Below are 13,588 nucleotides of genomic sequence, written 5' to 3' on the forward strand. Positions count from 1 at the left end.
AAGGCGACCATGCGCCTCAGGACGTGCCGCCCGGCTTGCTCTCGCCGCGCACGAACTTCTGGACGCTGGCGCCCATCTTCAGCACCTTCTCCAGCGTGCTGGGAGAGAGGCGCAACATTTCCTCGGACCAGGACCCCAGGGTGTCCATGAAACGCAGGGCCTCGCGCACGCGGTCCTGGGCATCGGGGCTTTCGTTGGCAAAGGCGGGGTCGGCCACGATCTCGCCGAGGACCCGCACGGTGGGGTCAAACTCGCGCTCCTTGCGCTCCCTCACGATGGTGCGGAACAGCTCCCACACATCGACCGAGGTCTCGAAGAAGTCGCGCCGGTCCCCCAGCTGGTGGGTTACCCGGATGAGGTTCCAGTTCTGCAGCTCCTTGAGGCTGGTGCTGACGTTGGAGCGGGCAACGTTGAGGGTGTCCGCGATTTCCTCGGCGTGCAGCGGCCGGCCGTGGAAGAAGAGCAGGGCGTGGATCTGGGCCACGGTGCGGTTGACACCCCAGGCGGTGCCCATTTCCCCCCAGTGAACGATGAATCGACGTGCGCTGCTGCTGAGTTCCATGGCGTGCAGTCTAGTTTGTCTGCAATTTCTGTCAATACAGAAATTTCAGGGGCCGCTCATGAGCTTCTACGTTTGCTCACGATTTGCCGGTGCTTGTCGGACCTTGTTGCCAATTGGCCCGGCTAAAGTTTCGCCCGCTGCCGTGAGCCCTCCGAAGAAGAGCGCCCGCAGCCCATCGTTGGGAAACGATCAGGCGCCCGGAGGCGTCACTATCCTGAGGAATCCTTTCATGCGTACTCGATTTGCCGCGGGCGTCCTGCCCGTGGGGGCTGTGCTGCTGAGCGCGGCCATGCTGGCTGCCTGCGGCGGCGGCGGTTCGTCCACCACACCCACCCCGACGCCCACACCGACTCCGACGCCCACTCCCACTCCCACACCAACCCCCACGCCCAGCCCGGCCCCCGTCGCCACCCTGGTGACGCCGGCCAGCGGCAAGACCGCCTGGCGCGTTGCCAGTGCGGCCAGCGTGAGCCTGAAGGATGGCAGCGGTGCGACGGTCAGCGTCCCCCTGTCGTGCAGCAGCGATGACCCCGTCACGCTGACCGTGGCTGCCGACTGCAGCAGCATCACCGGGCTGCGCCTGGGCGCCCAGTCCATCACCGTGAGTGGCGGCGGCGTCAGTGCCAAGGTGAGCGTGAAGGTGATTCCCCAGGCTCATCCCTTCGGCGTGACCGGCGCCACCCGGCATTTCTCGCTGGCGGTGACCAGCGCGGGCGAGCTGCTGGCCTGGGGCTACAACTCGCAAGGGCAGCTGGGGCAGGGCAAGCCTGGCAGTGAGCTCAATATGAGCCCGTTGCCCCTCAAGGTGCTGGCGCCCTCCGGCGACAAGCCGCTGTCGGGCATCGTGGCGGCCGCGGGCGGCGAGCTGTTTGGCCTGGCCTTGACGGAAGACGGCCAAGTGCTGTCCTGGGGGCTCAATGATTCGTCCAGCCCGCAGCTGGCTCGTCTGCTGCCCACAGGCAGCTGGAAGCTGCCGGACTACGTGGCGGATGCCACCGGCAAGGGGCGCCTGAGCGGCATCGTGGCCATCAGCGCGGGTGACAGCAACGCGATGGCGCTGGCCGACGATGGCCATGTCTACACCTGGGGCTACTACACCGGCCAGGAGGGCGGCGGCGTCAAGAGGTACCCCGGCTATGTGAAGGCTCCGGAAGGCGGCGTGCTGGCCGATGTGCGGGCCATCGCTGCGGGCTGGAACTGGGGCAGTGCCTTGCGCAGCGACGGCCGCGTTGCGGTCTGGGGCTTCTCCGGCATGGTGCCGGCGATGCTGCAGCTGCCCTCGTCCATCAACGAAATCATGCCCGGCCATGTGGCCGCCGCGGGCAGCAGCGAGCCGCTCAAGGGCCTGACCGCGATCAGCGCCGGCTACGGCTTTGGCCTGGCTCTTGGCAGCGGCGGTGAGGTCTGGGCCTTTGGCAGCAACACGCAGGGGCAGCTCGGCCAAGGCACGCGCAGCGCAGTGGCGGGTGCTGTGCGCGTCCTGGGTGGCAGCATGGCCAGCCTGCTCAGCGGCCAGACCATGGTGGCGGCGGGCGGCAACCATGCCTTGAGCATGGACGCTGCGGGCCGCGTGTGGAGCTGGGGCCTGGGCACTGACGGGCAGTTGGGCGATGGCGTCAACCGCCCGCGTGCCGATGGCACGGCCTATCCCGCCGCCGTGGTGGCTGAAACCGGGCTGCTGCAACTGGACAGCGCGGCCACGCTGGCCGCCGGCTATTCGCACTCGCTGGCCCTGCGCAAGGACGGTACGGTGCTGAGCTGGGGCGATGGCTTCTCGGGCACGCAGGGCCAGGGGCCGTCCGTTGCCAGCGATGTGCGCCTGCCCACGCCCGTGAAGAACGCGGCAGGAGACGGCAGCACCACGCTGGGCGCCATGGACCGTTGGACCAATCTGCTGCGTCGGGCGCTCTGACGCGATGCGGCGATGACGGGGAGCCGGTCATGGCTTCCCGGCCCGCGGGGGCTTTGAGCGACATGCGGCGACAATACGCGCATGTCGCTCAAAGCCCCCGAACTCCTTCTGCCGGCCGGTTCCCTGGCCAAGATGCGCGCCGCCTACGACTTCGGCGCCGACGCCGTCTATGCCGGCCAGCCGCGCTACTCCCTGCGTGCACGCAACAACGAATTCCGCCTGGAGCAGATCGCCCAGGGCATTGCCGAAGCCCACCAGCGCGGCAAGAAGTTCTTCGTCACCAGCAACCTGATCGCCCACAACGACAAGGTGCGCACCTATCTGCGGGACATTCAGCCCGTGGTGGAACTCAAGCCCGATGCGCTCATCATGGCCGACGCCGGCCTGATCATGCAGGTGCTGGAGCAGATGGAGAAAGGCATCTTTCCGAAGGTGCCCATCCACCTCTCCGTGCAGGCCAACACCACCAACTGGGCCGCGGTGAAGTTCTGGCAGAAGGCCGGGGTGGAGCGCATCATCCTCTCGCGCGAGCTGAGCCTGGATGAGGTCGAGGCTATCCGCAATGAATGCCCGGACATGGAGCTGGAGGTCTTCGTGCACGGAGCCTTGTGCATTGCCTATTCGGGCCGCTGTCTGTTGTCGGGCTACTTCAACCGCCGCGATCCCAACCAGGGCACCTGCACCAATGCCTGCCGCTGGGAGTACGGCACCCAGGCCGCCAGCGAGGATTCGCCCTCGGGCGAGGCCATCCCCGTGGGCACGCTGGACGCCGACTTCAACTTCGCCGAGGCGCAGGCCGAGGCCGAGAGCAGCTTCTCCACCTGCGGCGGCGGCCAGCGCCACCCGGCGGCGGACAAGGTCTACTTCCTGGAGGAGAAGGGCCGCCCGGGCGAGCTCATGCCCATCATGGAAGACGAGCACGGCACCTACATCCTGAACAGCAAGGACCTGCGCGCCGTCGAGCACGTGGAGCGACTGGCGCGCATCGGCGTGGACTCGCTGAAGATCGAGGGCCGCACCAAGAGCCTGTACTACGTGGCCCGCACCGCTCAGGTCTACCGCCGCGCCATTGACGACGCCGTGGCCGGCCGGCCCTTCAACCCGGAGCTGCTGCTGGAGCTGGAAGGCCTGGCCAATCGCGGCTATACCGGCGGTCTGCTGGAGCGCCGCCCGGCACAGGACTATCAGAACTACATCAGCGGCCACAGCGAGCTGCACCGCAGCCATTTCGTGGGCGAGGTGACCGGGGTGCGCGAGGACGGTTGGGTGCAGGTGCAGGCCAAGAACCGCTTCGCCGTGGGTGACCGGGTGGAGCTGCTGCACCCGAGTGGCAACCGTATCGTCGAGCTGACACAGATGCAGAACCTGGACGGCGAGCCCGTGCAGGTCGCTCCCGGCGACCCGGTGCGGGTCTGGGTGCCTCTGGGCCTGCCGGCCGAGGGCGGGCTGCTGGCCCGCCTGCTCTGATCGGCCGCGGGGCTATGGGCCGAAGGGGCCAGCGGCGCCTTCATCCGGGGGCCGCAGTCGCCGCACAGACTGCCTGCTTTTTTGCGGCAGCAGACCGCCAGGAGACAGCATGGCCCCCGAATCCCTGGATCCCTCGAACCGCCCCGCCCTCTCGGATGAGGGCCTGAACCCCTCGCGCCGCGGCCTGCTGCTGGGTGCTGCGGCGGCGCTGTCGTCAGCGCCCGGCTTCGCCCAGACCATTGCCCGCGCCCTGGCCGTGCCCGCGCAGCGCGTGAGCGGCGGCCTGGGGGACATCGAGCATGTGGTCTTCCTCATGCAGGAAAACCGCTCTTTCGATCACTACTTCGGCAGCCTGGGCGGCGTGCGCGGCTTCAGCGACCCGCGCGCCGTGTCGCTGCCCTCGGGCAAGCCGGTCTGGCAGCAGCCCGGCGGCACGGCCGATGTCGTGCCCTACCACTTCGATGTGCGCAACACCAATGCGCTGCGGGTGGGCCTTGATCATTCCTGGAAGGGCACGCAGGCCGCCTGGAAGGACTGGAACGCCTGGGTGCCGAAGAAGGGCGCGCGCTGCATGGGCTACTTCAACCGCCAGGACCTGCCCTTCTACTACGCCCTGGCCGATGCCTTCACCGTCTGCGACGCCTACCACTGCTCCGTCTTCGGCCCCACCGATCCCAACCGCTTCTACGCCCTCAGCGGCCACAGCGGCGGCGTGGTAACCGGCATTGGTGACTCGCGGCTCTACAACGTCACCGGCGGCATCTACAACGCCGACATCGCCAACGACAACAGCGCTGCCAGCGGCATCAGCTGGTCCAGTTATGCCGAACAGCTGGACGGCCTGGGTGTGAGCTGGAAGGTCTATCAGGAGTGGGACAACTACGGCGACAACTACCTGCAGTACTTCCGCCGTTACCGCGTGGACGCCAGCGGCGCCAGGCTCACCCCGGCCTCGCCTCTGTACCAGCGCGCACGCGCCATGGCAGCGGGCTCGGGGCCCGGCGGCGTTGGCAGCACCAGCGGCCAGTACCTCATCGATGCCTTTGCCCGGGACGTGAGGGAAGGTCGGCTGCCGGCGGTGTCCTGGATCTGCGCGCCTACCGAGTACTGCGAGCATCCCGAGCAGACACCCAATGCCGGCGAGCATTTCACGGCGCGCCTGCTGGCTGCGCTGGTGGACCAGCCCCAGGTCTGGGCCAAGACCTTGCTGGTGCTGACCTACGACGAGAACGACGGCTTCTTCGACCACATGCCCGCGCCTGTGCCGCCAGCCAGCACGCAGCAAGGGCGCAGCACCGTCAGCAATGCCGGCGAGACTTATGGCAGCGAGCCCATCGGCCTGGGGCCCCGCGTGCCGATGCTGCTCATCTCGCCCTTCACCAAGGGCGGCCGCGTGAATTCGCAGCTGGCGGACCACACCGCCCTGATCCGTCTTCTCGAGGAATGGCTGGTGCAGGGACGCGGTCTGCCCCGTGAGCGCGTGCAGTGCCCTCATATCAGCCCCTGGCGCCGCGCCGTATGCGGGGATCTGATCAGCGCCTTGCAGCTGGGCACGGCCGATGCAGGCTGGCCGGCCAGCGTGCCCCTGAGCGCCAGCTACCCGCGCACCTGGGGGACCCGCGAGGCGCTGCCGCCGCCGCTGCAGCCACTGCCTGCCCAGGAGGTCCTGTCCGGACAGCCGCGGCCTGCCTGCGCCCTGCCGTATCGTTCCGTGGTGAACGGCGCCGTGCAGGGCGATGCCCGCCAGTTTGCGCTGAGCTTCGTCAACCAGGGCCGCGTAGGCGCCTGCTTCATCGTCCACTCCTTGCTGCGCAGCGACGGACCCTGGCACTACACCGTGGAAGCTGGCAAGCGGGTAGACCAGGAGGTGTGGAACTGGTCCGGCCCGGCCTACCACCTGAGGGTGCATGGCGCCAACGGCTACCTGCGAGAGTTCGCGGGCGCCCTTGGGGGCGGCACGGCCAGGGCCGAAGTCAGCTTGGAGGAGGACGCGGCCAGCGCCAGCGTTCGCCTGCGCTTCGTTAACGCCGGAAGCCAGTCCCTGCGTCTCAGGCTCCGGGACATGGCCTACGGTGATCCGAGCGTGCTGACCTTGGACCTGGCTCCCGGGCAGATGCGTGAGCTCAGCCGGCCGCTGGCCGCCAGCCGCGGCTGGTACGACCTCGGGGTGACGCTGGAAGGCGATGCCCGCTACTGGCGGCGTCTGGCCGGCCATCTCGAAGGCGCCGGCCTGGACTTCAGCGATCCGGTGCTTTGCGGCCAGGCCTTGGCTCAGGCCTCGCCGGTGCTGCCGGGCCTGCCGGTGGCACCCCGTTTCAGTGGCAGCGCCGCGCAATGCCGGGCAGGCGAGAGCGTCACACTCAGCTGGTCCGGCCTGCCGGCGGGCGATCGCCACTGGATCGGCGTCTACCGCCGGGGCGACGCGCCGGGCAGCACCTCCTCCCTCAAGTGGAACTACGTGGGCACACCGGCAGGAAGCCAGGCCCTGGGGGGCCTTCCTGTGGGGGACTACCTGCTGGGCCTGTTCCTCAACGACGGCTACGTGCAGGCCGCACCGGCACTGGCACTGAGCGTGAAGTAAGGCGTGCCACGCGGATGCGTGGTTCGGCCCCTCGCAATGGCATGGCCGGCAGGGGGGGCTGGCTTGATCGCTGCTGTGAGGGGCAGGTCTTGCCAACCCCTTTGCGGCAGGCGCCGTCAGAGACCTGTTCTTGCGCGAGAGCGGGGCCTGCCGTGCCAGAATGGAGACGCTCAATGAGAAAGTTAGATCTTCAGGGAGGCCAGCCATGTCCATCGTCCGCTTGATCGAGGGCCCCGTGGGGGCCGGGAAGTCGACCTACGCCGCTGCGCTGGCTGCGCGCACGGGCGGCGTGCACATCGCCCTCGATGCCTGGTTCGCCAGCCTGTTCAGCCCGGATCGGCCGGCCGGCGACTTCATTCCCTGGTACGTGGAGCGCAAGGAGCGCCTGGTGGAGCTCATCTGGACCCACGCCCAGGCCATTCTTGCCTCAGGCACGGATGTCATCCTGGAGTTGGGTCTCATCCAGCGCGAACCGCGTCGGCAGTTTTGCCGCCGGGTGCTTGACAGTGGCTTCGGGCTCCTGATGGTCGAACTGGATGCGCCCCGTGAGCTGCGCCGGGCCCGTGTCAGGCGCCGCAACGAGGAACGGGGGGCGACGTTCTCCATGGTGGTGCCGGAGGCGATCTTTGAGCTGGCGAGCGATAGGTGGGAGCCCTCGGATGAGCTGGAGCGTGAGACCTACGCCGTCGAGCAGGTTTGCACCGTTTCTGGTGACTGTGGCCAGGGCTGAAAGCCTGCGCGACAGCCCAGGGGGCGCCAACAACGCATGCCATGCCCTGGATCCTTCCCGCCGCCGTGCTCGTCGCCCCGGTCCAGGGGGCGTGGCGGTTGTGGCAACGAGCACCTGCGGGGGGGCATCGCCGTGCGGGTGCAACTGGAGGGCTGGGGGACTGCAGGGCTGGCGCCTTCGGGCATCGCCCGTGACTGCGGCGCTCTGCGGGTGCCAGCCGCTGACAGCCGTTGCCCGCATCAGGGCTTCAGCACCTTCGCCACCGGATTGGGCCGCAGCCTGAAAGCGTCCGGCATGCCCGAGCCCAGCAGGGGGCGCAGGTAGAGGCGGAAGGCGTCGGTGACGTCGGTGCCGCTGTCGCTGATGAAGTGGTCCTCCATCACCCGGGTCCGGCCGGCCACGGCCTCCAAGGGCAGGAGCTCGTAGTCCACCGAGTAGTAGCCGTTGCGGCGGATGGCCACCGAGCCGTCGCGATCGCCCCACATGGCGTACTGCACGGCTTTCTCGCCCACCTCGCGAGCCTCGCGCTGGTCCACGTCGGACACACAGCCCACAAAGCTGCGTTGCAGGTAGCCGAAGGTGTCGCCGCGCACCCGCTTGATCTTCAGGCGGGCCTTGATCTCCTCGCACAGCAGGTCGGCCAGGGCGCCCGTCCCTGAGAGCTGCACATTGCCATGGGCATCGTGCTCCAGGTCCTTGGCCAGTTGGGCGGCGATGGGGTGGCCGCTGGTGTCGTGGATGCCTTCGCTCACGGCGATCACGCAGCGGCCGTGGCGCTCGTACACCGCCTTCACGTCAGCCAGAAAACGTTCGATCTCGAAGACGCGTTCGGGCAGGTAGATGAGGTGGGGGCCGTCGTCGTCGAACTTCTTGCCCAGGGCCGAGGCTGCGGTCAGGAAGCCGGCATGGCGGCCCATCACCACGCCCACATAGACGCCGGGCAGGGCGGCGTTGTCCAGGTTGGCGCCTGCGAAGGCCTGGGCCACGAAGCGTGCCGCCGAAGGGAAGCCTGGCGTGTGGTCGTTGCCGACCAGGTCGTTGTCTATGGTCTTGGGGATATGGATGCAGCGCAGGGGGTAGCCCGCCTGGCGTGCCTCCTCGGCCACGATGCGCACGGTGTCCGAGCTGTCATTGCCGCCGATGTAGAAAAAGTAGCCGATGCCATGGGCCCGCAGCACTTCGAAAATCTGCTGACAGTAGGCCAGGTCGGGCTTGTCGCGGGTGGAGCCCAGGGCCGAGGCGGGCGTGCCCGCCACCAGCTCCAGGTTGTGGCTGGTCTCCTGGGTGAGGTCGACGAAGTCCTCGTTCAGGATGCCCCGCACGCCGTGCCTCGCGCCGTAGACCAGGTCTATCCCCCTGTGCCGCCTGGCCTCCAGGACCACACCGACAAGCGACTGGTTGATCACGGCGGTCGGGCCGCCGCCTTGGGCGACGAGGATCTTGCGGGCGGCTGGGATGCTCACGGGCTCTCCTTGGGTGGATGGACGCTGGCTGACGTTCTACACCATGGCGGCCGGCTTGGCACGCCAGTCTTGTCCACGGCCTTTTGTTTCGAAGTCGGGCGTACATCCTCAAGCGGTGGGATGTTGCCTGGCTGCCCAGGCAGGCGGCTTTCTAGAATTCCGCGGCAGATCGGCCGGTACTGGGCGAGGCGGCCGCAGGCGCAGGAGGTCAACAGCGGGGAGGCAGCGCGTGGTGAAGTTCCCAGCGAGGGTGGGCAGATGGAGGTGATGAACCCGGGCATGCTGGATCTGACCGGGCGCCAGCGCTGCCTGTGGGGTCAGGTCTTGCTGCGGCTGGAGGCTCAGGGCCTGCTGCAGGCCAGCCTGCCCGGGGGGCTGGACCGTCTGCCGGCCGGAAGTCCGCCGCAGGCCTGGATCGAGCAGGCCCAGGCTCGGGGTCAGGCCTTGGCGTGGCTGCTGCGTCAGCTGGCCCTGCTGCCGCAGGACCTCACGCTCCATGCGCTGGGACGCGATCTGGGCCTGTGCGTGGACAGCCGCGAGCGCCTGCAGTCCAGCCCGGGCTGGCGGCACTGGACGGGTCTGGAGTCGGCGGCGCAGGGGCTGAGCCGGTGGCCAAGCGCCCTGCAGGGTCTGGACCTGCCCGAGCGCTCGCGCTCGCAGGCGCTGGAGGGCTGGGCACGCCGGCTGCTGTGCCTGAGACGCAGCATTCAGGCCGGCAAGGATGTGCAATCGCCTGCCCTGAGCCTGGTGCTGGACCTGGGCGGAGGTCAGCTGCTGGTCCTGGATGAGTCCTTGGCGCCAGCGAAGCCGGAGCCTGCCAGTGCCCCGTGCTGGCAGCTTGGCGCCCTGCCGCGGCATGTGCTGGACAACCCGCCTCGCAGCGAGGCCTGCTTCGAAGCCGTGCCGCCGGACGAAGCGCCAGGCCTGCAGCCGCCTGGGCATGTGAGGACCTCTCCGGGGCCGAAGCCGCCCCATCAAGCGCTGGTGCGGCTGAGGTCCGGCAGACCTGCGGCACCACGCCTGAGCCATGCCCAAAGGGGCCGGCCACAGCCCGGCCCTGTGCTCCTGCTGGGGGCCGATCCAGGGAAACCGCCTCAGCTCTGCCTGGCCTTGCTGCAAGGTCGCGGCTGGGTCTGGCACCATGACGCCAGCCCTGAGGCCATGGGAGGTGGTGGCTTGTGCCTGGACGCGCAATGCCGCCTGTTGGGGTATTTCCCGCCCCTGCATATGGGGCACGGCCGCTCGCTGGCCTTGCTGTGGAACTGAACGACGCCGCACGCGGGAGCCGGCCCTGAGGGCTGCCGCTGTGGGCTGCCTGCATCCGCCGGGCGCGATGGACCTGGACGCGCAGGCGCCTCTCCAGCGGGGCCTGCCGCTCCGTGGAGGCTACGGCAGCCCTGGCGCCTTGCTGCGCCTGCGGTTGCCACAATGCGGCCTTGTCCTGGCTGCCGGGGCTGAGTGCAGGACCACAGGAGTCGGCCTGCAGCCCGAGTCCAGGTCGCCGCCGATGTGGAGGCCGGCGCGGCCTGCCTCGCCGGCCCGCGGATCAGCCCAGGTCCTGCTTGCCACTGTCGACCGGCCTGCCCAGGCATTGGGCGCGCAACTGCTGCAGCTGGTCCAGGTGCCAGTCCATGCCCAGCCGGCGCAAGGGGGGCTCGGCGGCCTCCAATTGCTGAAGAGCGCCGGGGGTGTCGCCCTGCAAGGTGAGGATCTCGGCCTGGCACAGGCGGTTGAGGGCGGTCTCGTGCAGGGAGCCGCGACGCCTGGCCAGCGCCTGGGCCCGTGTCAGGTAGCGGCTTGGCGGATGCTGCAGAAAGCCCCGTGCCGAGGCCAGCGCCAGCGCGCGCAGGGCCGTGGGGGCACCCAGCAGGTCACCTTCGTGCGCACGGCGCAGGGCCTGTGCGGCCTGCTGGCGCATCTCGGGATGACGGCCTTGAGCCCCATAGGCCTCGGCCAGCCAGCCGTGCAGCAATGAACTGAACAGGCGCTTGCGGCGCGAATGCAGCCACTGGGTGGCGTCCGCCAGCGACTGCAGTGCACGGTCGCTGGCCGCGCTGCCGGGATCGCTCTGGCGCCATTGCGCGCGGCTCAGCAGGGCTCGGCTCATCCCGAAGACATAGAGATTGCGCGCGCGCTGGGCGATCTGCAGGGCTTGGCCTGCCGACTGCTGTGCTTCGTCCCAGCGGCCCTGCCAGAGCTGCACCAGGGCCAGCAGGCACAGCACCGAGGCTTCGACCTCGTGTCCGGCGCCGTAGATCGCCTGGCGCGCCTCCGCGAAGCACTCGGCGGCTTCGTCAAAAGTGCCCCAGTCCCCCAGTACGGCGGCTTTGCAGGCCAGGGTGTAGGCCGAGCCCGCCGCTGGGCGTTCGCTGCTACGGTGCTGCCGCTTGATGGCGATGGCGCTCTCCATGAGGCCCAGCGCTGCTTCGTAGTCGCCGGCCGCTGCCAGGGCCTGGCCCAGCGTGGCCTGCGCCTGAACCAGCATGGGAAGCCAGTCACTGGCGCGCGAGGACGGGCTTGCCGAGGCGCTGAGCTGCTCCAGCCCGAGCAGCGCTTCGCGCAGATGGGCCACTGCGGTCTGTGTCAGGCCCAAGGCATAGGCCATATAGCCCCGCCAGAACACGGTCAGGGTCATGGTGGCGTGGTCGTTCCTGCGCCGGGCCTGTTCCCAGCCGCGGTCGAAATAGGCCAGATCCTGGGGGGATGCGTCGAAGACGCAGGTCTGGCCCAGGCGCTGCAGGATGCGCACCTGGGCGGCGTAGCCCTCAGCGCAGGGCGGGCATTGCGCAAGGGCATCCAGGGCCAGACGGTAGAAATGCTGGGCACGGTCAGGGGCGGCACTCTTTTCCGCGCGCCCGCCGGCCCGTTCGGCATGCTGAGCGGCTTCCTGCCAGTCGCCGGCATGGGCGTGGTGGTAGGCCAGGGCGTCCTGCCACCCGGCGGCTTCCCCGGCCGCATCTGCCGCCTGGGCCTCCGTCTGCGCCGCCGCCAGGCTCTGGGCAATGCGTCGGTGCAGCAGGCGACGTTGCGGTGCACCCACCAACTGGTAGACCACTTCGCGCGTGATCCCATGCTTGAATCTCAGCTGGCCGGGGGCCTCCGCGGCGTAGAGCAGGTCCTGACGCGCGAGGCCGGCCAGCGCAGCCGTGATGTCCTCGCCGCACAGGCGCTGCAGCAGCCAATGGGGCAGGTGTGGGCCGATGACCGCGGCGGTCTTGAGCAGGTCCAGCTGCTGCTCGGGCAGGCACTCCAGGCGGGTCTCGATCAGGCTGCGCAGCCAGGGCAGCTCCAGCGTGGTCCAGGCGGCCTGTGCAGGCCGGGGTTCCTCCAGACGCTGAGCAAGGGTGGCGCGGGGCAACTGCGCAGCGCAGTGGCACAGCTCCTCGATGTAGAGGGGGTTGCCGCCGCCCTGGGCATGGATGCGCTCGACCAGGAAGGGGTCCAGCCCCGGCAGCAACTGGGCGATGGCGGCCCGGCAGTCCTCCAGCGGCAAGGGCCCCAGTGGGATGGCAAGGAAGTCGTGGTGTCTCTGTACCGGGCCCAGCTCCGCTTCGCGACTGGTCAGCAGCAGCATCAAGGGTAGTCCGGACTGGCGCAGCAGGTGTTCGAGGATCTGCTGGCTGGCCTGGTCCGCCCACTGCCAGTCGTCCAGAAAGACGAGCTGGGGCTGCTGGCGCCCCAGTGCACGCAGCAGGGCGGGCAGGCGAGGCAGCCAGTCTCGCCAGGACTGCGCGGCGCCGCCCGGCTTGGCCTGCGGCCGCAGCGCTTCCAGCCAGTCCGCCGCATCGGGCTGCAGTTCCGGCGGCAGGGCCTGCAGCAGGGCTGCGAGGTCTGGGGCGGTCGGCACCTGGTCCTGCGGGCTCAGTTCCGGCTGACCGAAGCAGGCGCGCAGCAACTGCATCCAGGGCTGCATGACTTCGCCATGCAGATGCCCGTCGCAATAGCCGCGATGGATGCGCCAGCCCATCAGCCGGGCCTCGGCGATCAGGGCTTCGCACAGCCGCGTCTTGCCCAGGCCCGGAGAGCCGTGTACCAGGGCAGTCCTGGCCTCGCCGGACGCGGCCTGGGTCAGCAGCCGGCGCAGGTCCTGGAGTTCCGCCTCGCGCCCGATGAAGGGCAGGGCGCCCTGGCGTTGGCGGGCAGCCAGACGGGTCAGGATCTGGCCACGCCGGGTGATGCAGACCGCCGGCAGCGCCTCGCTCAGGCCACGCAGCTGCAGTCGCTGCACCGGGCGGTGCTCGAACTGATGCAGCTCCGGACCCAGTGCGGCCTGGCTGACCCAGACCTCCCCGGCTTCGGCCTGTTCGCACAGCCGGGCGGCGATATTGGGCGGCTCGCCCAGCAGATCCAGGCGGCCGCGTTCGAAGTCGCCCTCGATCACCAGGGTCAGTCCCGCGTGGATGCCGCTGTGCATCTGCAGCGGGGGCAGGTGCAGGCCCTGGGCCATGCGCAGCCGGGCCACGCCGGCATGCAGCTCCAGGGCGGCCTCGGTGGCGCGGCGTGCCATGTCCTCGCCTCCTTGCGGGTAGCCGAAAACTGCCAGCAAGCCGTCGCCCTGCAGCCGCACGACCAGCCCCTGCTGCTTCTGCACGGCATCGCGGCAGCAGGCGCGCACGCGCGCCAGCAGCTCCAGGTAGTCCTCGGCTTCCAGCCGCGAAGCCAGTTGGCTGGACCCGCTGAGGTCACTGAACAGGACCGCCAGATGCAGCCGCCTGGCGGAGGATGTTTGGCGCGGACTCTGGCGGGTGGACACGGCGGCGCTGGCTCCCTGCGAGTGGGGACAGGTCTTGCCACTTGGCCCAGTGGCTTGGCTCCGGTCCCCGCTGCCGCGCAGTATGGAGGCGCTCGGGCGCGTCGTCCACCGTAGGAGATG

At 69.3% G+C, this 13,588-nt stretch carries 8 protein-coding genes; 5 read left to right on the top strand and 3 right to left on the bottom strand.

Annotated elements, in window-relative coordinates; translation table 11 throughout:
- Window positions 1-16: 16 nt before the first annotated feature.
- On the bottom strand, window positions 17-562 hold the full coding sequence (locus tag ACS5PK_RS07780) for a GbsR/MarR family transcriptional regulator (RefSeq protein ID WP_439439667.1): 546 nt from the start codon (window positions 560-562) through the stop codon (window positions 17-19).
- Window positions 563-791: 229 nt separating this feature from the next.
- Between ACS5PK_RS07780 and ACS5PK_RS07785 the strand changes: the two genes are divergently transcribed.
- From ACS5PK_RS07785 to ACS5PK_RS07800, 4 genes are all read left to right on the top strand, one after another.
- Window positions 792-2,474 carry an RCC1 domain-containing protein gene (locus ACS5PK_RS07785; protein WP_439439668.1) on the top strand — a complete coding sequence of 561 codons (1,683 nt, stop codon included), beginning with the start codon at window positions 792-794 and terminating at the stop codon, window positions 2,472-2,474.
- Window positions 2,475-2,555: 81 nt separating this feature from the next.
- Window positions 2,556-3,941 (top strand): prephenate-dependent tRNA uridine(34) hydroxylase TrhP, encoded by a 1,386-nt coding sequence (gene trhP / locus ACS5PK_RS07790; RefSeq protein WP_439439669.1) that lies wholly within the window; start codon window positions 2,556-2,558, stop codon window positions 3,939-3,941.
- A gap of 109 nt (window positions 3,942-4,050) precedes the next feature.
- The gene (locus tag ACS5PK_RS07795) at window positions 4,051-6,522 is read left to right on the top strand and encodes a phosphocholine-specific phospholipase C (protein WP_439439670.1); all 2,472 of its coding nucleotides are present in this window, start codon (window positions 4,051-4,053) and stop codon (window positions 6,520-6,522) included.
- 205 nt (window positions 6,523-6,727) lie between these two features.
- Window positions 6,728-7,252: an AAA family ATPase gene (locus ACS5PK_RS07800; RefSeq protein ID WP_439439671.1), complete on the top strand. Its 525-nt coding sequence runs from the start codon at window positions 6,728-6,730 to the stop codon at window positions 7,250-7,252.
- A gap of 239 nt (window positions 7,253-7,491) precedes the next feature.
- Here ACS5PK_RS07800 and ACS5PK_RS07805 read toward each other — a convergent pair whose 3' ends face one another.
- Window positions 7,492-8,715 (bottom strand): 6-phosphofructokinase, encoded by a 1,224-nt coding sequence (locus tag ACS5PK_RS07805; RefSeq protein WP_439439672.1) that lies wholly within the window; start codon window positions 8,713-8,715, stop codon window positions 7,492-7,494.
- Between the two features lie 279 nt (window positions 8,716-8,994).
- Between ACS5PK_RS07805 and ACS5PK_RS07810 the strand changes: the two genes are divergently transcribed.
- Complete coding sequence (locus ACS5PK_RS07810; protein ID WP_439439673.1) at window positions 8,995-9,981, top strand: hypothetical protein; 987 nt, start codon at window positions 8,995-8,997, stop codon at window positions 9,979-9,981.
- Between the two features lie 280 nt (window positions 9,982-10,261).
- On the opposite strand, the gene ACS5PK_RS07815 is transcribed toward ACS5PK_RS07810, so the two are convergent.
- Window positions 10,262-13,468, bottom strand: coding sequence for an ATP-binding protein (locus tag ACS5PK_RS07815; protein ID WP_439439674.1), 3,207 nt, complete (start codon window positions 13,466-13,468; stop codon window positions 10,262-10,264).
- Window positions 13,469-13,588: the final 120 nt, after the last annotated feature.

This window comes from Roseateles sp. DB2, assembly GCF_051857535.1.
GTDB lineage: Bacteria > Pseudomonadota > Gammaproteobacteria > Burkholderiales > Burkholderiaceae_C > Roseateles_B.